This is a genomic window from Pseudomonas danubii (assembly GCF_042980055.1).
Classification (GTDB): domain Bacteria; phylum Pseudomonadota; class Gammaproteobacteria; order Pseudomonadales; family Pseudomonadaceae; genus Aquipseudomonas; species Aquipseudomonas danubii.
This window is the reverse complement of record NZ_CP116502.1, coordinates 3,163,792-3,185,158: the sequence shown is the minus strand read 5'-3', so window position 1 is coordinate 3,185,158 and position 21,367 is coordinate 3,163,792. Positions and strand designations below refer to the sequence as shown.

The 21,367-nt window shown below is 61.8% G+C and carries 21 protein-coding genes; 3 read left to right on the top strand and 18 right to left on the bottom strand.

The annotated features are described in order from the left end of the window. Nucleotides 1-100: 100 nt before the first annotated feature. Genes plsX through PFZ56_RS14815 form a run of 3 tightly spaced genes read right to left on the bottom strand, consistent with a single transcriptional unit; the run spans nucleotide 101 to nucleotide 1,838 of the window. A complete protein-coding gene (gene plsX, locus PFZ56_RS14825; protein WP_102863912.1) occupies nucleotides 101-1,111 on the bottom strand; it encodes a phosphate acyltransferase PlsX in 1,011 nt (336 codons plus the stop codon). Between the two features lie 3 nt (nucleotides 1,112-1,114). After that, nucleotides 1,115-1,297: a 50S ribosomal protein L32 gene (rpmF, locus tag PFZ56_RS14820; RefSeq protein WP_003179396.1), complete on the bottom strand. Its 183-nt coding sequence runs from the start codon at nucleotides 1,295-1,297 to the stop codon at nucleotides 1,115-1,117. Nucleotides 1,298-1,310: 13 nt separating this feature from the next. Continuing rightward, on the bottom strand, nucleotides 1,311-1,838 hold the full coding sequence (locus PFZ56_RS14815; RefSeq protein WP_011060115.1) for a YceD family protein: 528 nt from the start codon (nucleotides 1,836-1,838) through the stop codon (nucleotides 1,311-1,313). Nucleotides 1,839-1,943: 105 nt separating this feature from the next. On the opposite strand from PFZ56_RS14815, the gene PFZ56_RS14810 reads away from it, so the two are divergent. Continuing rightward, nucleotides 1,944-2,522, top strand: a complete 579-nt coding sequence (locus tag PFZ56_RS14810; RefSeq protein WP_170003423.1) for a nucleoside triphosphate pyrophosphatase — start codon at nucleotides 1,944-1,946, stop codon at nucleotides 2,520-2,522. A gap of 51 nt (nucleotides 2,523-2,573) precedes the next feature. Here the strand turns inward: PFZ56_RS14810 and sppA are convergent, their stop codons facing one another. The 3 genes from sppA to rluC are packed head-to-tail and all read right to left on the bottom strand — an operon-like array spanning nucleotide 2,574 to nucleotide 5,193. Then, nucleotides 2,574-3,563, bottom strand: a complete 990-nt coding sequence (gene sppA / locus PFZ56_RS14805; protein ID WP_170003425.1) for a signal peptide peptidase SppA — start codon at nucleotides 3,561-3,563, stop codon at nucleotides 2,574-2,576. Nucleotides 3,564-3,584: 21 nt separating this feature from the next. Beyond that, nucleotides 3,585-4,247, bottom strand: coding sequence for an HAD-IA family hydrolase (locus PFZ56_RS14800; RefSeq protein ID WP_102863915.1), 663 nt, complete (start codon nucleotides 4,245-4,247; stop codon nucleotides 3,585-3,587). Further along, the gene (rluC, locus tag PFZ56_RS14795; RefSeq protein WP_102863916.1) at nucleotides 4,237-5,193 is read right to left on the bottom strand and encodes a 23S rRNA pseudouridine(955/2504/2580) synthase RluC; all 957 of its coding nucleotides are present in this window, start codon (nucleotides 5,191-5,193) and stop codon (nucleotides 4,237-4,239) included. The genes PFZ56_RS14800 and rluC overlap by 11 nt, the downstream gene beginning before the upstream one ends. A gap of 715 nt (nucleotides 5,194-5,908) precedes the next feature. Between rluC and rne the strand changes: the two genes are divergently transcribed. Continuing rightward, nucleotides 5,909-9,148, top strand: a complete 3,240-nt coding sequence (gene rne / locus PFZ56_RS14790; RefSeq protein ID WP_170003427.1) for a ribonuclease E — start codon at nucleotides 5,909-5,911, stop codon at nucleotides 9,146-9,148. 62 nt (nucleotides 9,149-9,210) lie between these two features. On the opposite strand, the gene PFZ56_RS14785 is transcribed toward rne, so the two are convergent. The 12 genes from PFZ56_RS14785 to PFZ56_RS14730 form a co-directional block, all read right to left on the bottom strand. Next, nucleotides 9,211-9,807: an NTP transferase domain-containing protein gene (locus tag PFZ56_RS14785; RefSeq protein WP_170003429.1), complete on the bottom strand. Its 597-nt coding sequence runs from the start codon at nucleotides 9,805-9,807 to the stop codon at nucleotides 9,211-9,213. Beyond that, nucleotides 9,804-10,799 (bottom strand): XdhC family protein, encoded by a 996-nt coding sequence (locus tag PFZ56_RS14780; protein WP_102863919.1) that lies wholly within the window; start codon nucleotides 10,797-10,799, stop codon nucleotides 9,804-9,806. The genes PFZ56_RS14785 and PFZ56_RS14780 overlap by 4 nt, the downstream gene beginning before the upstream one ends. Continuing rightward, nucleotides 10,799-13,114 carry a xanthine dehydrogenase family protein molybdopterin-binding subunit gene (locus tag PFZ56_RS14775; RefSeq protein WP_170003431.1) on the bottom strand — a complete coding sequence of 772 codons (2,316 nt, stop codon included), beginning with the start codon at nucleotides 13,112-13,114 and terminating at the stop codon, nucleotides 10,799-10,801. Before PFZ56_RS14775 ends, PFZ56_RS14780 begins: the two co-directional genes overlap by 1 nt. After that, nucleotides 13,111-13,581, bottom strand: a complete 471-nt coding sequence (locus tag PFZ56_RS14770) for a (2Fe-2S)-binding protein (RefSeq protein ID WP_102878924.1) — start codon at nucleotides 13,579-13,581, stop codon at nucleotides 13,111-13,113. Before PFZ56_RS14770 ends, PFZ56_RS14775 begins: the two co-directional genes overlap by 4 nt. 251 nt (nucleotides 13,582-13,832) lie before the next feature. Beyond that, nucleotides 13,833-14,852: a UDP-N-acetylmuramate dehydrogenase gene (gene murB, locus PFZ56_RS14765; protein ID WP_102878923.1), complete on the bottom strand. Its 1,020-nt coding sequence runs from the start codon at nucleotides 14,850-14,852 to the stop codon at nucleotides 13,833-13,835. Beyond that, a complete protein-coding gene (locus PFZ56_RS14760) occupies nucleotides 14,849-15,313 on the bottom strand; it encodes a low molecular weight protein-tyrosine-phosphatase (RefSeq protein WP_110595198.1) in 465 nt (154 codons plus the stop codon). The genes murB and PFZ56_RS14760 overlap by 4 nt, the downstream gene beginning before the upstream one ends. Next, complete coding sequence (kdsB, locus tag PFZ56_RS14755) at nucleotides 15,313-16,077, bottom strand: 3-deoxy-manno-octulosonate cytidylyltransferase (RefSeq protein ID WP_170003433.1); 765 nt, start codon at nucleotides 16,075-16,077, stop codon at nucleotides 15,313-15,315. Before kdsB ends, PFZ56_RS14760 begins: the two co-directional genes overlap by 1 nt. Beyond that, nucleotides 16,074-16,259, bottom strand: coding sequence for a Trm112 family protein (locus tag PFZ56_RS14750; protein WP_011060103.1), 186 nt, complete (start codon nucleotides 16,257-16,259; stop codon nucleotides 16,074-16,076). The genes kdsB and PFZ56_RS14750 overlap by 4 nt, the downstream gene beginning before the upstream one ends. A gap of 23 nt (nucleotides 16,260-16,282) precedes the next feature. Further along, nucleotides 16,283-17,293 carry a tetraacyldisaccharide 4'-kinase gene (lpxK, locus tag PFZ56_RS14745; protein ID WP_110595196.1) on the bottom strand — a complete coding sequence of 337 codons (1,011 nt, stop codon included), beginning with the start codon at nucleotides 17,291-17,293 and terminating at the stop codon, nucleotides 16,283-16,285. Next, nucleotides 17,293-17,721 (bottom strand): biopolymer transporter ExbD, encoded by a 429-nt coding sequence (locus PFZ56_RS14740; RefSeq protein ID WP_102863926.1) that lies wholly within the window; start codon nucleotides 17,719-17,721, stop codon nucleotides 17,293-17,295. The genes lpxK and PFZ56_RS14740 overlap by 1 nt, the downstream gene beginning before the upstream one ends. Further along, nucleotides 17,718-18,353, bottom strand: coding sequence for a MotA/TolQ/ExbB proton channel family protein (locus tag PFZ56_RS14735; RefSeq protein ID WP_162884118.1), 636 nt, complete (start codon nucleotides 18,351-18,353; stop codon nucleotides 17,718-17,720). The genes PFZ56_RS14740 and PFZ56_RS14735 overlap by 4 nt, the downstream gene beginning before the upstream one ends. 102 nt (nucleotides 18,354-18,455) lie before the next feature. Then, nucleotides 18,456-20,687 (bottom strand): DNA internalization-related competence protein ComEC/Rec2, encoded by a 2,232-nt coding sequence (locus tag PFZ56_RS14730; RefSeq protein ID WP_170003435.1) that lies wholly within the window; start codon nucleotides 20,685-20,687, stop codon nucleotides 18,456-18,458. A gap of 139 nt (nucleotides 20,688-20,826) precedes the next feature. On the opposite strand from PFZ56_RS14730, the gene PFZ56_RS14725 reads away from it, so the two are divergent. After that, on the top strand, nucleotides 20,827-21,342 hold the full coding sequence (locus tag PFZ56_RS14725; RefSeq protein ID WP_102863929.1) for a DUF2062 domain-containing protein: 516 nt from the start codon (nucleotides 20,827-20,829) through the stop codon (nucleotides 21,340-21,342). Nucleotides 21,343-21,367: the final 25 nt, after the last annotated feature.

The window sequence follows — 21,367 nt, the reverse complement described above, 5'->3', positions numbered from 1 at the left end:
TCGGAGAATTGACGTCACACCGCGGTGGACGCAAGAAACTGACAGTTGGATGGCCAATTGAACTGAGCGGTCACATTTAAGCACTCCACAGGATAAACGCCTAAAGCAAGAGATCTTCAAGGCGCCCATGCAGGCGTCGCGGCAGGTCTTCCTGGATTTCGATCAATGCACGCTGAATCGCACTCTGGAACCCCTGAACGCCCGCAGAACCGTGGCTTTTCACCACTATTCCCTGCAACCCGAGAAAGCTCGCACCATTGTGCCGAGCCGGCGCCAGGTCCGCCTGTAATCGCCGCATCAGCGGCAAGGCCAGCACACCTACGGCCCGGGATAGCAGATTGCGCCTGAACAATGCCTCGATACGAGCAGCAATCATGGTGGCCAGCCCCTCGCTGGACTTGAGCAGGATGTTGCCGACAAAACCGTCGCACACCACCACATCCGCCTCGCCGCGATACAACCCGTCACCTTCAACGAAGCCTATGTAGTTCAGCCCTCGCGCCTGCTGAAGCAGACTCGCCGCCAGCTTGACCTGCTGATTACCCTTGATGTCTTCGGTACCGATATTCAGCAAGGCCACTCTTGGCCGCACGATGCCCAGGCTTTGCGCCGCAACCGACCCCATGATTGCGAACTGCAACAGGTGCTCGGCACTGCAATCGACGTTGGCCCCCAGGTCCAGCAACTGGCAATAGCCGCGCTGAGTGGGAATGGCAGCCACCATCGCCGGACGATCGATACCGGGCAGGGTCTTGAGTACGTAACGCGACAGAGCCATCAGTGCCCCGGTATTACCTGCACTGACACAAGCCTGGACCTTTTCATCCCGCAACAACTCGAGCGCCACCCGCATCGACGAATCAGGCTTGCCACGCAATGCCTGGGCAGGCTTCTCGTCCATGGCAATCACTTCGCTTGCCGGAGTAATCGTCAGGCGCGCGCGATCCACGGCCGAATGACCGGAGAGCAGCTCTTCAAGTAGGGAGGGTTGACCGACCAGGGTCAGATGCAGCGAGGGGGTAGCAGACAGGCAAGCAATACTGGCCTGAACAATGCTGCGGGGACCGAAGTCCCCGCCCATTGCGTCAATCGCGATGACTTGAGCGGACAAGGATTACTCGTCAGCGCCCTTGTCGATCACTTTACGACCACGGTATACGCCTTCTGGCGATACGTGGTGACGCAGGTGAACTTCACCGGTGGTCTTTTCTACGGACAGGGTGCTAGCCTCGAGAGCATCGTGGGAGCGACGCATGTCACGGGCAGAGCGGGATTTTTTGTTCTGCTGAACAGCCATAATTGATTAACTCCTAAACGTTTGGGTCACGCTTTAACTGCGCCAATACACTGAACGGGTTGGACCGCGTTACCTCGTCCTCGCTCGGTTCGGGCTCATCGAGCCCCGCCGGCTGCTGGCATTCTTCCGGATGATGAGCAGGCACGATGGGCAAGGCAAGCAAAAGCTCTTCCTCGACCAACGCCTGCAGATCCAAAGGATCTTCGCCCAGTTCCAGCACGTCATAACCTTTCGGCAACGACTGGGTATTCGCACCCTCCTTCACCACGGCGTAACTGCACTCGCTGTGGATCGGCAGGGTGACCAGCTCAAGACAACGCTGGCAAACCATTTTGACTTCGACGTCGATGGAGCTGTGGATAACTACAGCTTTACGCTCGTCACGCTCGAAAACGAATTTAGCCTGCACCGTACCGACATTGTCGGAAAGCGGGTCGCAGAGTCTCTCCAAATCGGCCAGCAGCAGTTCACCTTGAAGGGTGGTGCCACGGTCAGCCAATTTGCGCGGGTCAACGTGAGGTGGAATCGGGTCATTCAACATAGGCGCAGCATTATAGGGATGCCCCCGGCCATGTCAAAGGAAATTCAGCCCTGTCCGTCACTTGCGAGCCCCGCTAGAATTCCCGCCCCACCCCAGGAGATGCACATGCTGCCTTTATTACTAGCTTCGAGCTCGGTGTACCGCCGAGAATTGCTCTCTCGCCTGCAGCTCCCCTTCACTTGCAGCTCTCCTGACATTGATGAAAGCCACCGCCCCGGCGAGCACGCCATAGAGCTGGTGAAGCGCCTGGCGGAGGAAAAAGCCCGCGCCCTGGCAACCACCCACCCAGCACACCTGATCATCGGCTCGGATCAGGTGGCGGTACTGGGAGAGCGCATCATCGGCAAGCCTCACACCTTCGACAAGGCCCGCCAGCAGTTGCTGGACGCCAGCGGCGCGAGCGTGACCTTCCTCACCGGCCTGGCCCTGCTCAACAGCAAGAGCGGCCAATGCCAGGTGGACTGCATCCCCTTTACGGTCAACATGCGACACCTCGACAGCGCCCGCATCGAACGCTACCTGCACGCAGAGCAGCCCTTCGACTGCGCCGGCAGCTTCAAGGCCGAAGGCCTGGGCGTCAGCCTGTTCCAGAGCACCGCCGGCAGCGATGCCACCAGCCTCATAGGCCTGCCACTGATCCGCCTGGTGGACATGCTACTGACCGAAGGCGTGGAAGTACCCTGAGCAGACACTAAAAAGCCGGCACTACGGCCGGCTTTTTACTCACCCTCGAAGTCAACGCAAGGTTGGCCCCTGAAAACCCATCCACATGGCGATCTGCTCAGCCACACTGGCACCAAGCTTCTTCGAGAAACGATCGAAAGGCGATTCCTGAACAGTAAAATCCACCACTTCCTTCTCACCGATCACATCCCGCGCCACCGAACTGGTGCTGCCCAGGCCGTCAATCAAGCCCAACTGCAGTGCCTGCTCACCAGACCAGACCAACCCGGAGAACAGCTCAGGATGCTCCTTGTCCTTGAGACGCTCGCCACGCCCACGCTTGACGCTGGCGATGAACTGACGATGAGTTGTATCCAGCACACCTTGCCAGAACTGGGTCTCTTCAGGCTTTTGCGGCTGAAACGGATCAAGGAACGACTTGTGCTCGCCAGAGGTGTAGGTACGGCGCTCGACCCCCAGCTTCTCCATGGCACCGACAAAACCGTAACCGGCAGCCGTAACCCCAATGGAGCCCACCAGACTCGCCTTGTCGGCATAGATCTGATCAGCAGCACTGGCAATGTAATAAGCGCCAGAAGCACCGAGATCAGAAATCACCGCATAAACCTTGGTGTCCTTGTGCAGAGCCCGTAAACGGCGAATCTCGTCATAAACATAGCCAGACTGCACCGGACTGCCGCCAGGACTGTTGATACGCAAAACAATGCCCTTGACCTTGGGATCATCAAAGGCCGTGCGCAAGCTACCGACGATATTGTCTGCACTTGCAGACTCCTTGTCGGCAATCACCCCCGTGACATCGATCACTGCGGTGTAGCTACCACCACGAGCGGCGCTCTTCTCCATGGTCATCAACGGAGTAAACAACGCCAGCGCGACAAACAGGTACACAAAGGTCAGCAGCTTGAAGAAAATCCCCCAACGCCGCGAACGACGCTGCTCCTGAACACTGGCCAGGAGGGTCTTTTCCAACAACTGCCAGCTTTTATCGTCACCACCTTCAGCGCTGGCCTTGCTTGGCGCCTTCCATTCATCAGACATGCTTGCTACCCCAACGAAAACTTAATCGACACCCTGACTGAGCCAGGCGTGCAACTCAGGAAAACGATCAATGGACAGGCGCGGCTCAAACACCTGCAAGGCCTCAATGGACTGAGCACCGTAGCTAACCGCCACCGAATCCATGCCAGCATTACGCGCCATCAACAGATCGAAGGACGAATCCCCGACCATCAATGCCTGCCGAGGCCCAACACCGCAATGAGCAAGAATCTCCTCCAGCATCAAGGGATGGGGCTTGCTGGCAGTCTCATCGGCGGCCCGGGTGATATCGAAATACTCTTCCCAGCCATGAGACTTCAGCACCCGATCCAAGCCCCGGCGCGCCTTGCCCGTAGCGACCGCCAACCGATAACCCTCAGCCCGAAAGGCCTCAAGAGACGACACCACTCCGGCAAACAACGGTGAAGGCTCAGCCTCAAGCGCGATGTAGTGTTCCGCGTAATGCTGACGAAAGGCGACCAACTGGCCGTCGTCGATTTCCGGATACAAGGTACGAATCGCCTCCGGCAACCCAAGCCCGATGATGCCCTTGACAGCAAAATCATCACGCCGAGGAAAACCGGATCGATCGGCAGATACGTGCATCGACTCAACAATCCGACCAATGGAGTCAGCCAGAGTGCCGTCCCAATCGAAGATCAGCAGTTGGTAATCAGGGTGCACTCAAGCGCTCCACGGTTTTGGCCCACATGTCGTCCACTGGGGCCTGCAACTTCAGCTCACCACCATCCGGCAGCGGCACCGTCAACATATAGGCATGGAGAAACAGGCGCTTACCGCCCAACTCGCGAATCTCACGAGTGAAATCGTCGTCGCCGTATTTGCTGTCGCCAGCGATGCAGTGCCCGGCGTGCAGGGTGTGCACACGAATCTGATGCGTACGCCCGGTGACCGGCTTGGCCTCGACCATAGTGGCGAACTCACCGAAGCGGCGCAGCACCTTGAACACCGTCAAGGCCTCCTTGCCCTCCTCGTTCACTTCCACCATGCGCTCGCCCGAGCGCAGATTGCTCTTGAGCAACGGCGCCCGCACCTGCTTCAGCGCAGTAGCCCAGTGACCACGAACCAGCGCCATATAGCGCTTATCCACACCATCACCGCGCAAAGCGGCATGCAGGTGGCGCAACATGCTGCGCTTCTTCGCGATCATCAACAGGCCAGAAGTATCGCGATCGAGGCGATGCACCAACTCCAGTTCCTTGGCATCCGGGCGCAACTGACGAAAGGCTTCGATTACCCCGAAATTCAGGCCGCTTCCGCCATGCACAGCAATGCCTGCAGGCTTGTTGATCACAATCAGGGCCTTGTCTTCGAAGACGATCGACGCCTCAAGACGCTGCAGCAAACCTTGCGCCAGCGGCACCGGCTCGTCGCGCTCAGGCACGCGCACCGGCGGCACGCGCACCACATCACCCGCCTGCAGCTTGTATTCGGGCTTGATCCGCCCCTTGTTCACCCGCACTTCGCCTTTGCGCAAAATGCGATAAATCAAGGTCTTGGGCACGCCTTTGAGCCGAGCAAGAAGGAAGTTATCAATTCGTTGGCCGGCATATTCCGGCGAGACCTCAAGCATTTGAACGCCTGGGGTCGAGGGGGCAGTAGTCGTCATGGCGCGAATGATAACAATTTTTTATGGATTTGAAGCACTTAATGATTGCTGCTATAGTCGCGAACGCCGCCAAAAGCGGCTGGACAGCGGAACAGCGGCAACTAGCCGGCCCTGACCAACGCAATTCATAAGGACGCAAGGCCGTCCTACGCAGCTCTCGCTACATACCGGAAGAGTCTGACGTTGTAACAAGCGCAGGTGACATGAGGCCTGAAACCCGTAGAAAGCAGAGTTATCACTCGCCTTTTACGCAGCGATTAACGGCCAGTTCACAAAGTGCAGTCGGCGACAGACAACCCCGAGCGAAGGTTACGGAAACAACGCCTTTAGCCATGATGCGTGACCTCCCCTTTCGGAGTTCACGGTAAATGCCAACCCGCTGCGGATTCTGCGCGCGGCAGCACCCGAATTATCAGGGATACGTGTAGGGTGGAGATGCACAACCGTCGGACTGTGTAGCATTAGGCTTTATTCAAGACGCTTCATCTCGTCCACAGTCGCCGGTTGATTCCTCCTCCTGACAGACTTTTGCTTAAGCGGTGCCTTAGTCACCACAGCAAGCAGGACGCGTGAGTCGCGACTTCGTTCTTAGTTATTCGGACGAACCTCGCTAGACACTCGAGTGGTCAACCACTCCTGACGCACCTGACACCGACCGTGAGAAGTCGTGTGTGCCGAACGCCGTTTCCGGCAGCCCGGAAACCGACGGTACTACATGAAAAGAATGCTGATTAACGCAACTCAACCCGAAGAGTTGCGTGTTGCCCTGGTAGACGGCCAGCGCCTCTACGATCTGGACATCGAGTCCGGTGCACGCGAGCAGAAAAAGGCCAACATCTATAAAGGCCGCATCACTCGTATCGAACCAAGCCTTGAGGCTGCCTTTGTCGATTTCGGCTCTGAGCGCCACGGCTTCCTGCCCCTCAAAGAAATTTCCCGCGAATACTTCAAGAAAGCCCCTGAAGGCCGCGTCAACATCAAGGACGTCCTGAGCGAAGGCCAGGAAGTCATCGTCCAGGTCGAAAAAGAAGAGCGTGGCAACAAGGGCGCCGCCCTGACCACCTTCATCAGCCTGGCGGGCCGTTACCTGGTACTGATGCCGAACAACCCACGTGCCGGCGGCATCTCCCGTCGCATCGAAGGCGAAGAGCGCAACGAACTGCGTGAAGCGTTGAACGGCCTGGTAGCTCCTGCCGACATGGGCCTGATCGTGCGCACTGCCGGCCTGGGCCGCAGCAGCGAAGAAATGCAGTGGGACCTCGACTACCTGCTGCAACTCTGGACCGCCATCAAAGAAGCATCGCTGGATCGCTCCGCGCCATTCCTGATCTACCAGGAAAGCAACGTGATCATCCGCGCGATTCGCGACTACCTGCGCCAGGACATCGGCGAAGTGCTGATCGACAGCGTTGAAGCCCAGGACGAAGCCCTGACCTTCATCCGCCAGGTGATGCCGCAGTACGCCAGCAAGATCAAGCTGTACGAAGACAGCGTTCCGCTGTTCAACCGTTTCCAGATCGAAAGCCAGATCGAGACCGCCTTCCAGCGTGTGGTTGAACTGCCTTCCGGCGGCTCCATCGTCATCGACCCAACCGAAGCCCTGGTGTCCATCGACATCAACTCGGCCCGCGCCACCAAAGGCAGCGACATCGAAGAAACCGCCCTGCAGACCAACCTGGAAGCAGCGGAAGAAATCGCTCGCCAGTTGCGCCTGCGTGACATCGGCGGCCTGATCGTCATCGACTTCATCGACATGACCCCGGCCAAGAACCAGCGCGCAGTGGAAGAGAAAGTCCGCGAATGCCTGGAAGCCGACCGCGCCCGCGTGCAGATCGGTCGCATCTCGCGCTTCGGCCTGCTGGAAATGTCCCGTCAGCGCCTGCGCCCATCCCTGGGTGAAAGCAGCGGCATCGTCTGCCCGCGCTGCAACGGCACCGGCATCATCCGTGACGTCGAGTCGCTGTCCCTGGCGATCCTGCGCCTGATCGAAGAAGAAGCCCTGAAAGACCGCACCGCCGAAGTTCGCGCCCAAGTGCCGATTCCGGTCGCGGCTTTCCTGCTCAACGAAAAACGCAACTCGATCACCAAGATCGAACTGCGCACCCGTGCCCGCATCGTCATTCTGCCGAACGATCACCTCGAAACGCCGCACTTCGAAGTACAGCGTCTGCGCGATGACAGCCCGGAAGCCAACACCAACCAGTCCAGCTACGAAATCGCTGCTGCTGCCGCCGAAGCCGAAGAAGTTCAGCCAACCGCCGCCACCCGCACCCTGGTTCGCCAGGAAGCCGCGGTGAAGACCGCTCCGGCCCGCGCCAACGCACCAGTTCCAACCGAAGCCCCTGCCCCGGTTGCCGCTCCTGCTCCGGTTGTTGCCGAGCCAAGCCTGTTCAAAGGCCTGGTGAAGTCCCTGGTCAGCCTGTTCGCCACCAAGGAAGAGCCAGCGGCTCCAGTTGTGGTCGAGAAGCCAGTGACCGAACGCCCTGCACGCAGCAACGAAGAGCAACGTCGCAATGGCCGCCAACAGAGCCGCAACCGCAACGGCCGCCGCGATGAAGAACGCAAGCCGCGCGAAGAACGTGCTCCGCGTGAAGAACGCGCACCACGGGAAGAGCGTCAGCCACGGGAAGTTCGTGAAGCCCGTGAAGAAGTACAAGGCGTAGCCCGCGAAGAACGCGCTCCACGCGCACCTCGTGAAGAACGTCAACCACGCGCCCCTCGCGAGGACCGCAAGCCACGTGGCGAACGTGAAGAGCGTGTTCGCGAACTGCGTGAACCGCTGGATGCCGCTCCGGCTGCAGCCGCCGCTACCGCCGTTGCTGTGACTGAAGAGCGTCCAGCTCGCCAGCCACGTGAAGAGCGCCAGCCGCGTCAACCACGTGAAGAGCGCCAACCACGCGCCGAGCAGGCTCAAGCCGCTGCCGCCAGCGAAGAAGAAGTGCTGCCTAACGAAGAGCAACTGCAGGAAGAGGGCCAGGACAACGCCGAAGGCGAACGTCCACGTCGTCGCTCCCGCGGCCAGCGTCGTCGCAGCAACCGTCGTGAACGTCAGCGCGATGCCAACGGCAATGTGATCGAAGGCTCGGAAGAGAACGGCGAAGAGCCGAGCAGCGCCGACCTGGCTGCCGGCCTCGCGGTTACCGCTGCCGTTGCCAGCACCGCCATCAGCGCCAACGCTGAAGCCGAAGCACATCAGCAAGCCGAACGTGCTACGGCCGCGGTTGAAGAAAAGGCTCCGCAAGCGCCTGTTGTTGAAGCCAACACTGCAGTGGAAGCTCCAGCAGCTCCAGCGGTTGAAGTTGCTCCAGTAGCCGAAGCGGCCCCGGTGGTTGCAGAACCCGCCCAGGTTGAAGTTGCTGCCGAACCGGCCGTGGTTGTGGAAGCACAGCCAGTGGTTGCCCAGCAGCCTGTGGCAGAACCTGTAGCCCCAGCGCCAGTGACTGAAGAAAAGGCCATCGAGCCGGCTCAGGAAACTCCAGTGCCTGCAACTGAGCCTGTAGCTGTCGAGCAGCCAGTGGTTGCTCAGCAGCCAGCCCAGGCTGAAGAGCCTGCTCCGGTTGTCGCCCCTGTGGTTGCCGAAGCACCCGCTCCAGTGATCGAGGCCGCTCCTGCCAGCGCCCTGACCAGCAACGGTCGCGCACCAAACGATCCGCGCGAAGTGCGTCGTCGCAAGCGTGAAGCCGAGCGTCTGCAGAAGGAGGCCGAACTGGCTGCCGCAGCTGCCCCGGTTGAAGCCGTGGTCGCTGCCGAACCCGCTCCGGTAGAAGCGCCAGTGGTCGTCGAGGCCGCTCCAGCGCCTGTCGAAGCAGCCGAAGCAGCACCTGCGCCTGTCGCCGAACCTGCGGTCGAGCAAGCTGCCCCAGCCGTGGAAGAGGCTCCGCACAACGTCGAACACGCCGTTGAGCACGTAGCCCACACCGAGGAGAAACAGCACGAGCCTAAACCTCTCGTCTGACTCCATCGGCAATGAAAAAGCCCCGCCCGGTTAACCGAGCGGGGCTTTTTCATGCCTGCCATTCAGCGTTCCCGATAGACCAGCGCCTCGGGTCGATCCACATCCCATACCACTCCCGGGTCGGTCACTGCCACCTCGACCACCTTGCCCGAGGTAAACAGGCACTTGGCACCGCGATCACCGGACAAGCCTTGCAATGCAGCGCCATAAGCCCGACCAAACCCCACCGGATGCCCCAGATCGTCACCCAGCCGAGGCACGCTGATGCCCTCCTCGGTCAACGCCTCGATTACCCGCGTTATGGTGCCAGGCAAGATAAAGGGCATATCCCCCAGCAAAATCACCCAACCACCGGCATCGGCACTAGCAGCCACTGCCGCCGCCAGACTCTGGCCCATGCCAAGGGAATCCAGCAACAGCACCTGGCAGCCATAAGCCTGCGCCAGTTCCGCCACCTGCGGCCGACCCGGCGTCGTGACCAGCACTCGCCGATGCATTTCCACCGGCAGGTTGACCAGCACCTGCTCCAGCACCGGTCGCAATACACCATCGCGACCTCTGCAAGGTGCCAGCAACTTATCCTGATCGCTCCCTGCCACCTCTCGATAACGACTGCCCTGCCCCGCCGCCAGGATGACGGCGCAAGGCGGGGCAATCATGTGGTCGCCTCGGCCACTCGGGCCAACGGCTTCTTCTGCAAGGGCTCAATGCCATTCTTGATCGCCACGATCTCCGCCATCAGCGACAGGGCAATCTCCGCCGGCGTATGACTGCCGATGTGCAACCCCACCGGGCCATGCAAACGCTCGATGGCCGGCGCTGACAATCCCAAGAGCGCCAGATTGTCCCGACGTTTCTGGCTGTTGACCCGAGACCCCAGGGCTCCGACATAAAACGCCGGGGAATCGAGCGCCGTCAGCAGGGCCATGTCATCCAGACGCGGATCGTGAGTCAGCGCCACCACCGCCGTGCGCTCATCGGGCTTAATACTCAGCACCGCATCGTCGGGCATGCCGGCGACAAAGCGCCCATCCTGATCCTCCCACCCTTGCACGAACTCCTGGCGCGGATCACAGACCAGCACCTCGAAGTCCAGCAGACGGGCCATTTGCGCCACATAACGGGAAAGCTGCCCGGCGCCGATCAGCAACAGACGCCAGCGCGGCCCATAGATCGCCCGCAGAGTGAGCCCGTCGAACGCCAGCTCATCCGTCTTGCTCGCCGCCTTGAGCAGCACCTGGCCGCTACTCAGGTTCAATTCCCGAGCCACGATCTGGTGCGCCTCGCAGCGCTCCAGCAACTCGGCGACCCAGGAAGGATCGCCAACCCGCTCCTCGGTCAGGCGCAAGGTGCCGCCACAAGGCAGGCCAAAACGTGCCGCCTCCTCCAGGGTCACACCATAGGTCAGCAACTGCACCGGCGGCCCGGACAGGGACAAGCGCCCATCCGCCAGGCGCGTGATCAAGTCGTCCTCGATACAACCACCGGATACCGAGCCAATCACCACCCCATCGTCGCGCAAGGCCAACATGGCACCCGGCAACCGGGGCGCACTGCCCCAGGTCTGCACCACGCTATAGAGCACCACCGTGCGCCCGGCGCGGCGCCACTCCAGAACACTGCGCAGGACATTCAGGTCGACGCTGTCCATCAGGCACCCGCCTGCTGCCAACCCTGCAGCTGGTAGCGCACGGGCAGATTGCGGATGCGCTTGCCGGTGGCGGCGAAGATGGCGTTGCACAGGGCCGGCGCAATCGGTGGTACACCCGGCTCACCAACACCTCCCAGCGGCACCTCGCCCGGCGGAGTCAGCAAATGCACCTGCACCTCTTTCGGCGCCAGGGACATCCGTGCCACCTCATACATATGGAAATTGTCCTGCTGCACCTTACCGTCCTTGAAGCTGATCTCCCCCAGCACCGCATTGCCCAGGCCCATGACACAAGCCCCCTCGAACTGCGAGCGAATACGCTCGGGGTTGATCTGCGGACCGCAATCCACGGCGATATCAGCCTTGTGCACAATCAGCGTGCCATCCTCCTTCACCTCCACTTCGATCACCGCTGCCACGTAGGTCACGAAGCTGTAGTGCACCGCCAACCCCAGGCCACGCCCCTTGGGCAGCGAGCGCCCCCACCCGGCGGCCTTGGCCGCGGTTTCCAGCACCGCGCGCATGCGCCCGGTATCGATCGGGTAACGCTCAGGGGACTCGCCGTAATTCCATTCTTCGCTCAGGGTTCGCGGATCGATCTGACGGTCCGGCCCCAACAGCTTGAGCTGGTACTTCAGTGGGTCCTGGCCCGCCTTGTGGGCCAGTTCGTCGACAAAACTCTGAATGGCAAAACCGTGGGGAATATTCGACACCGAGCGATACCAACCCACCCGGGTATGGGCCGCCGCTTCGGGGTTTTCCAGGCGCACATTGGGAATCGCATAGGCCATGTTGGTGAAGCCCATGCCCAGCTCGAAGGCGCCTTCATGGTTCATCCCCGGGGCAAACAACGCGGTAATGCTCGGCGCCACGGTGCGATGCAGCCAGGCGGCGGGCATGCCGTCCTCGCTTAACCCGGCCTTGAGGTACTCCGCCGACACCGTATGGAAGTAGGAGTGGTGGATATCATCCTCCCGGGTCCACTGCACCCGCACCGCCTTACCGGGAAATGCCTTGGCCAGGATGGCCGCTTCAAGAATGAAGTCCGGCTTGGATTTGCGTCCGAAGCCGCCGCCCAGCAGGGTGACGTTGACCGTGACCTGGTCAAAGCCGATGCCCAGGCGCTCGGCAATCCGCTCACGGGTCACCTGAGGCGCCTGACTCGGCGCCCAGGCCTCGCAACGGCCATCCACGAAGCGCGCCACGGCCACCATCGGCTCCATGGGTGCCTGGGCCAGGTGCGGCAGGTAATAGGTGGCTTCCAGGCTGCTCTGCGCACCACTCAGGGCTTCATCCAGGTTGCCGGTGCTGCGCACCACCTTGCCCGGCTTTTGCGCCGCCGCCTCCAACTCCTTGCGATATTCGATGGAGTTGTACCCGGCATTGACTCCATCGTCCCACTCGATCTTCAGGGCATCGCGGCCCTTGATCGCCGCCCAGGTGTTGCTCGCCACCACCGCCACACCGCCCAGGGGCTGGAACTCGGAAGGCAACGGACGGCCATCGATGGGCATGACCTTGATCACCCCAGGCACCTTCAGCGCTGCACTGTCATCAACGGACTTGACCTTGCCGCCATAGACTCGGGGCCGCGCCACCGCCGCAAACAGCATGCCTTCAAAGTGCACATCGGCGCCGTACACCGCACGACCATTGACGATGTCCTCGCCGTCGATGGCCCGGGTCGCCTCTTTACCGATATAGCGAAACTCCGACGCCTGCTTCAGCCGCAGGCTGTCCCGGGCCGGCACCGCCAGAGCCCCCGCCGCTGCGGCCAGAGCGCCATAGCCCAGTTCGCGCCCGCTGGGTTGGTGAACCACTTTGTGCAACTGCGCCCGGCACTCGCTCAGCGGTACTTGCCATTGATCGGCGGCGGCCTGTTCCAGCATGGTTCGCGCAGCGGCGCCGCAACGACGCATGGGCTCGTACCAATGGCGCATGCTGCGCGAACCGTCGGTGTCCTGGTTGCCAAAGCGCGCCTCGTCCCCGGGCGCCTGCTTGACCTTGACCTGAGCCCAATCGGCCTCCAGCTCATCAGCCACCACCATGCTCAGGCTGGTCCGCACCCCCTGGCCCATCTCCGAACGGTTGCAGATCACCGTCACGCTGCCGTCACTGGCGATGCTCACATAGACCTTGGGATCGTCGACCCAGCCATGGGGCATGCCATCGGCACCGAACTTCTGGTCTTCGGCAAACGCCTGCTGCCAGCCCCAACTGGCCGCCAGCACCAGGGCTCCGGTTGCACCCACGCCCTTGAGAAAACTCCGGCGGCTGAGGTTGCTCAGGGCAAAATCACTGGGTAGGTGGTTCATGCCTTGGCCTCCTGCAGATGGTTGGCTGCCTGGCGAATCGCGGTCTTGATCCGGTTGTAGGTACCGCAGCGACAGATATTGCCGAGCATCGCCTCCTCGATCTGCTCGTCGCTGGGATTGGGATGGGTCTTGAGCAATGCAGTGGCGGACATGATCTGTCCGCCCTGGCAATAACCGCACTGGGCCACCGCTGTATCCAGCCAGGCCTGCTGCACCACCTGCCCGACCGGATCGTTGTGCAGGTTATCGATGGTGCTGATGTTCTTGCCCAGCACCGAGCCGGCCGGGGTGATACAACTGCGCGCCGGATCACCGTCGATATGAACGGTGCAGGCGCCGCACAGGCCCATGCCGCAGCCGAATTTGGTGCCGCTGTAACCCGCCACATCGCGGATGGCCCACAACAGTGGCATGTCCTCGGTGACGTCCAGTGGATGATCTTGACCGTTAAGCTTCAGGGTAATCATGGGCACGCCCGCATTCTATGAGGTGATGGGGTCGAGCCATCTGCCACGCAGCAGCGCGGCTGCGGTGCGCGCAGATCGGCTCAGGCTAATCGGGCTCTCTTGTGAAGACGGCGCTTCACCGGGCCTTTGGCGACGACAAATACTCACATTGTTAGCAAGCTAAGTTAAGTCGTCATGCATAAAAAAGCCTTGCAGGGTGTAAACCGTGCAAGGCTTTGGACTCAAGCGCTGAGCTTAGTTCAAGAGCTGCCTCAATACAGATTCGGCTCCATCTCCAGCTCGACACCGAAGCGCTCGGCGATATCGCGCTGGATTCGTCGGGCCAACTCCAACAGCTGCAAGCCTGTGGCCGTACCGTAGTTCACCAGCACCAAGGACTGCAGGCGATGCACGCCAGCATCGGCATCGCGAAAGCCTTTCCAGCCCGCCTGCTCGATCAGCCAGCCGGCCGCCAGCTTGACCTGCCCGTCGGCCTGGGGATAACCCACCAGCCCCGGATGCGACTGCTTGATCTGCGCCGCCAGCACCGCCGATACCACCGGGTTCTTGAAAAAGCTGCCGGCATTGCCAAGCACCGCCGGGTCCGGAAGTTTCTCGCTGCGGATACTGCAAATCGCCCGGCTGACATCCCTGGCGGTCGGCTGTTCGATGCCCTGCTCACTCAAGCGCTGACGCACCGGACCGTATTCAAGATGCAAATGATCGACACGGTTCAAGGCAAAACGCACCCGCAGAATCAGCCAGCGGCCGGCCTGATGCTTGAACAGGCTGTCGCGGTAGGCGAACTGGCACTGATCCAGATCGAAGTCCCGCAGTTCGCCGGTCTGCCGATCAAGGGCGGTGAGACCGACGAACACGTCCTTGATCTCGACACCATAGGCACCGATGTTCTGCATCGGCGCGGCGCCGACGGTGCCGGGAATCAGGCTGAGGTTCTCCAGCCCGGACAAGCCCTGGTCCAGGGTCCATTGCACGAAGGGATGCCAGGTTTCGCCAGCCTCGGCTTCCACCACCACCCGCTGCCCATCATCGCTAAGCAAGCGAATCCCACGGGTGGCCATGCGCAACACCAGTGCCTGGATATCCGTCGTCAGCAGCAGGTTGCTGCCGCCGCCGATCACCAGCAGTGGCAACTGCTGATCGGCGCAATAGGCCAGGGCCTCGCGTACGTCGTCATCGCTGTGGGCCTGGGCGAACCGCTGCGCCTTGACCTCGACCCCGAAACTGTTGAACGGCTTGAGGGACACATCGGATTGAATGTCCAGGCTCATAACCGCCCCTTCAGTTCGATCACCAACCGATCACAGGCATCCTCGATCAGGTCCAGCACCTGCTCGAAGCCCTGCTCACCGTCGTAATACGGGTCCGGCACTTCATCCAGCGGCGCCTCGTAGCGGCGCAGGAACAGATCCAGCTCGGCCTTGCCCAAAGCCGGCTGCAAGGCCTTGAGGTTGCGCAGGTTGCTCTGATCCATGGCGAAAATCAGGTCATATACGGCGAAATCGGCACTGCCAACCTGCTGCGCCCGTTGCGCAGAAAGGTCGTAGCCACGCCGCAAGGCCGCCTGCTGGCTGCGCTTGTCTGGCGCCTTGCCAACGTGCCAGTCGCTGGTGCCGGCGGACGCGACCTGAACCTGATGACCCATGCCGGCTTCATTCAACTTATGGCGCAGCACGCCTTCGGCGGTGGGCGAGCGGCAGATGTTGCCCAGGCAGACGAACAGAACCCGCATCACGCCTCCAACAGGCGCCGAACGCGCTCAAGGTCTTCGGCGGTATCGACGCCAGTGGGAGGTGCTTCCAGGGCATCGGCAACGTGGATGCGCACGCCATGCCACAGAGCACGCAACTGCTCCAGGGACTCGGTGTTTTCCAGCCAGCACGGCCCCCAACTGACGAAGTCATGGAGAAAACCTGCACGGTAGGCGTAGATACCGATGTGCCGGCGATAAGGCACGCCTTCCGGCAACTGATCATGACTCTTGGCAAAGGCATCCCGGGCCCAGGGCAAGGTGGCGCGACTGAAGGTCAGGGCCAGGCCGTTGAGGTCAGTAACCACCTTGACCACGTTCGGATTGAACAGAGTCTCTGCGTCCTCGATCGGCTCGGCCAGGGTAGCCATGCGCGCTTCGGTATGAGCCGCCAGGTTGGCCGCCACCTGATCGATCACCGAAGGCGGAATCAGCGGCTCATCACCCTGGACGTTGACCACAATGGCATCCGCCGCCAGGCCGAGCTTGCCCGCGACTTCCGCCAAACGATCGGTACCCGAATTGTGGTCCTCCCGCGTCAGCAGCGCTTGCGCGCCAAAGCCCTGGCAGGCCTCGACGATACGCTGATCATCGGTGGCCACCACCACTCGCTCGGCGCTGCTCTTGCAGGCCTGCTCCCAGACCCACTGGATCATCGGCTTGCCGGCGATCAGTTGCAGGGGTTTGCCTGGCAGACGGGTGGAGGCGAAACGCGCCGGGATGACCACGGTGAAAGCGCTGCTCATTTGTCCAGACGCTCTTCGGTGGTCAGGGTACGGGCCTCGCTTTCCAGCATCACCGGGATGCCGTCGCGAATCGGGTAGGCCAGGCCGGCGCCCTTGCTGATCAGCTCGGTCTTGTCGGCGCTGAGTTTGAGAGGGCCTTTGCAGATCGGGCAGGCCAGGATGTCGAGCAGTTTGGTGTCCATGAGGTTTCCCTGGATAAAAGCGATTAAGGCAACAGACGATCAGGCAGCAGGCGCATCAGCTGGGTATCGAACCAGGCGACGAAGGCCGCGGACGGCACGGCGTCCACCGCCAGGTACCACCAGTCGGCTGCCGCGAAGTCACGGCACTTGACCGCATCTTTTTCGGTCATGACCAGCGGCAATGACGGGGTGAAGGCCAAGGCCTGCGCACTGTATTGGGCGTGATCGGCAAATGCATGGGGGACAGGCCGCCAGTGTAGCGTTTCAAGGGTATTGAAGAAACGCTGGGGGTTGCCGATACCGGCCACCGCGTGCACCGCCTGCCCTGGCGCGAAGTGTTCCACCGGGCGACGCTCGCCGCTCTGCAGATTGACCAGCGCCGAAGGCTTGAGATGGAAGGCAAAACCGTCGGTGCGATCATCGGCAGCGCCGTTGTAGAGCAGGGCATCGACACTGTGCAGACGCTCCACCGGCTCACGCAGCGGGCCGGCCGGCAAACAGCGACGATTGCCCAGGCCGCGGGCCGCGTCGATCAGCACCAACTCCAGATCACGGGCCAGACGGTAATGCTGCAGGCCATCGTCGGAAAGAATCAGATCCAGCGGTTCGGCAGCCAGCAAGGCCTGCACCGCGCGGCTACGATCCGGGTCGATCATCAGCGGCACGCCACAGCGCTGAACGATCAGCAGCGGTTCATCACCAGCCACGGTGGCGCTGTCGTCGGCCGTCACTCGCCAGGGCAATTGCGGCGGCTTGGCGCCATAGCCACGGCTGACCACCCCGACCCGCAGGCCAAGGCGCTGGCAGTGCTCCACCAACCACAGGATCAACGGCGTCTTGCCAGTGCCTCCGACGGTGATGTTGCCCACCACGATCAAGGGCACCGGTGGTTGATAGATCGCCCCCTCGCCTGCCAGGAAACGCTGGCGCTTGCCCACCACCACACGGCGGTACAGCCATTCCAGGGGCTGCAGCAGTTTCAGCGCAGGATGGCCGTTGTACCAGGCGGCGAGCAGACGATCAGAAAGTGCCATCAGGGTGCCGGCGCCGCCTCGACGGTGGTCATGCGCAAATGGCTGAAGCCGAGCTTGCCGGCCGCGTCCATGGCAGTGATCACCGCTTGATGTTGAGTCTTGCCGTCGGCACTGATGGACAGCGGCAGGTTGGTGTCTCCCGCCGACTCCTTCTGCAAGGCGTCCATCAGGGTCGCCAGGTCATTCTTCGGCAGCACCTGATTGTTGACCGAGAACACGCCATCAGCGCTGATGGCGATATCCAGCTGCTTGACCTGCTGGTCTTCGGCGGGCGAGCCGCTGACCGCTTCCGGCAGATCGACCCGCAGTTGGGTCTCCCGGGTAAAGGTGGTGGTGACGACGAAAAACAGCAGCAGGATGAACACCACGTCAATCAACGAAGCAAGGTTGATGTCCACGGTTTCCCGGGGTTTGCGACGGAATTTCACGCTTTGCCCTCAGCCAGGTCGACATCGCGGTCGCCCTGGATCACTTCCACCAGCTTGATCGCTTCCTGTTCCATGCCCACCACCAGCTCATCGACCCGGCGTTGCAGGAAACGGTGGAAGAACACCGAAGGAATGCCCACCATCAAACCGGCGGCAGTGGTGATCAGTGCCTTGGAAATACCACCGGCAAGCACTGCAGCGTTGCTGGTCATGCCCGATCCCATGAACGAACTGAAGATATCGATCATGCCCAGCACCGTACCCAGCAGGCCCAGCAGGGGCGCCATGGCGGCGATGGTGCCGAGGGCGTTGAGGTAGCGCTCCAGTTCGTGAATGACCCGGGCGGCGGCTTCCTCGATGCATTCCTTCATGATCTCGCGACCATGCTTGGAGTTGGCCAGGCCCGCTGCCAGGATCTCTCCCAGGGGCGAATCGGCACGCAGTTCCTTGAGTTTCTCCTTATTGAGTTGCTTGTCCTTGATCCAGCGCCAGACCTGGCCCAGCAAATGGGGCGGGGTGACTCGGCTGGCCCGCAGGGTCCACAAACGCTCGGCGATGATGCCCACAGCCGCGATGGAACTCAGAATGATCGGCAACATCATCCAGCCGCCGGATTTGACCAATTCCCACACAGTGACAGTCCCCTCGAAAAAGTGCGCCACTCTAACATAGGGGCTGGACGCACCGAAGACCGTGATGTCGCATGCTCAGGGGCTTTAATAACCCACGGTTATTTAAGGCATTGCTGGCCAGTCGCGCCAGAAGCGCCGCTGTTGGCGCAGGCTTTCAGGCTGGCCGAAAGTCCCCAGCCGCAGCTTCAGTGCGCCTTGCTCGGCACTGTCATGAATCACCATGCCCAATTGCCGGTAGCGCGCCACCACCTGGGGATGAGGATGGCCAAAGGCATTGCCCCGCCCCCGGGAAATCAGCACCGCCTTCGGCGCCAGCCGCCGGAGCAAGGCCATGGACGATGAGGTACGGCTGCCATGATGGGGCGCCTGCAACCAGTGAATGCGAACCGCCAGCGGACTGTCGAGCAAAGCCCGCTCAGCATGGACATCGATATCACCGCTGAGCAGCAGGCGTTCGCCGCCGGCCTCGACCAGCAGCACACAGGAAGCCTGATTGCCGTCTGCCGCCCCCGTCCACTGCCACAGCGTGAAGCGGGCGCCATTCCAGTGCCAGCTCAGCCCGCTATCACAGGGGGCCGACTGCAGGGCAGCCGGCAAGGCCTCGGGCTCGCCGCTGCGCACCTGGCTCACCGGTATCCCGCGCTGGACTGCCAGGGCGCCTCCGGCATGATCGTTATCGGCGTGGCTGAGCAGCATCAAGTCCAGCCGTCGAATGCCAAGCTTACGCAGCGTCGGCAGCACCACTCGCTCCCCCAGGTCGAAATCCGCGACCCGGGCACCGGCGTCGTACAACATCGCGTGATCACGGGTACGCAGGATGAACGACAAACCCTGCCCCACATCCAGCTGCCAGATCTCCACCTCGCCCTCGGGTACAGGGTCCTGGGGAGGCCAGACTGCCAACAGCAACAACGGCCAACCCAGCACCCGCAGTGGCACGCCCTTGGGCAACAGCAACAACAGCGCGCCCAGGCTGCTCAGGCCCCAAACCCAAAGGGGGATCAACGGCGCCACCCAGGCTGGCCATAATCCGGCCATCGCCCCCAGTAAGCGGAACAGCCCATCCAGCAGGCCACCCGCCAGCCATAACAGGCCTTCACCCACATAAGGCACAGGCAACAACAGGCAGCCCAGCAAGGCCGAAGGCAGGACCAGCAGACTGATCCAGGGCACCGCCAGCAGATTGGCCAGCGGACCACTGAGACTGATGGGCAAGCCAAGGGCCAGCAAGGGTGGCAACAGGCCAATACCCATCAACCACTGGGCGCGGGTCCAACTCTGCCACCAACGCCAGGAACCCAGGCGCCCGGCAAAGGTGAAGATGAGCACCGCCACCGCGGCATAGGACAGCCAGAACCCTGGCTGCAAGCTGGCCAGGGGCTCGAACAACAGCACTGCATTCAACGCCAGCAACAAGGGCCACCAAGCCCGCAGGTGACGAAAGCGCCAGCGCCAGAGCAGCACCAGCGCAACCATCACGCAGGCCCTCTGCACCGGCACATCGAACCCTGCCAGCAGGCCGTAGCCCAGCGCCCCGACAAAGGCCAGGGCGCAGGCCCAGGGCAGCCAGGGCCAGCGCGCAGGCCAAAGCCCGTAACGAGCCAGCCCTGCCACGGCAAGGTAGATCACTGCGGCCAGCAGGCTGATGTGCTGTCCGGATATCACCATCAGGTGCACCGTGCCGGTGTCCTGCAACAGTTGCCAATCTTCCCGCGTCAGCCCCGAACCGTCGCCCATCACCAATGCCGCCAGGCCTGCGGCGCGGCCGTGGGCCTCGACCGCGAGTAAACGCTGGCGCAGACCGTCACGCCAGGCTTGGCGTGCCGGCGCCAGCAGTTGCCCATCCTTGACTGTGCCGGTGGCCCCAATGCGCCGGGCCAGCAGCCAGGCTTCGTAATCGAAACCGTGAAGATTGAGCAGACCGGCAGGACGCCGCAGCTTGACCGCCAGGCGCCAGCGTTCGCCGCTATTGACGGGTGGCCCACCGTGCCAGGCCAGGCGAATTCGCCGCGGCAGGCGCTCTCGTCGGGACTGGGCATCCTTGAGCTCAAAGCGCACCACGCCCGCCCCCGGTTCCGGCAAGCCGACCACCCGCCCTTCCAGCCAGCGGGTTTGCCCATCCAGGGACTGAGGCAGGCGATCATCCAGCGCCCATTGCCCGGATGCACAGGCCCAGGCCAAACCGAACAAAAAAAATGCCACCGGATGTGTACGAAAAGGCAGCAACATCAGCCCCCCTATCGCCATCAGCAGCAACAACCAGCCGGGCGGCAGCACCGGCATGAAACCCAGCGCCAGCAGTCCTGCGGCCAGGGCCAGCATCCCTGTAACCATCCATCAGCCCATCCTTGGCAGTTCCTAGTCTTGGCTTAGCCGAGGATCGCAGGCGCGGCTTTATCATTTGTCACAATGTCTGAATTTGCGCTGGCTAGAATCCAGTCATAATCCTCGCCTGAACTGACCGAGAAGCCTTATGCCCCGGCACTTATTCAAACGTTACATGCCAGATCCGGTCAGCATCCGGGAACACAAGTCCTTACGCTTTCTTGGCACCCTGTTGCATGACGCCAACCTCTGGCACCTCAATCGGCACTCGGTAGCCCGAGCCATGGCTGTAGGCCTGTTCGCCGCCTTTATCCCGATCCCGATGCAGATGCTGCTGGCCGCGGTACTGGCCATCTGGCTGCGGAGCAACATGCCCATCAGCGTCAGCCTGGTCTGGCTGACCAACCCCATTACCATGCCGCCGGTGTTCTTCTGCACCTATCAACTGGGCGCCTGGCTGATGAATGTGCCGACGCGCACCTTGCCCGACGAACTGACCTGGGAATGGATCAGCAGCCAGCTCAGTACCCTGTGGCAACCCTTCCTTCTCGGCTCGGTGGTGGCCGGATTGGTGCTGGGAGCCCTGGCCTATTGCCTGACCATGCTCTACTGGCGCTGGTGGGTCGGCCGCCAATGGCACAGACGCAAGCAACAGCGGCGATGACAAACGAAAACGGCCTCCCAAAGGA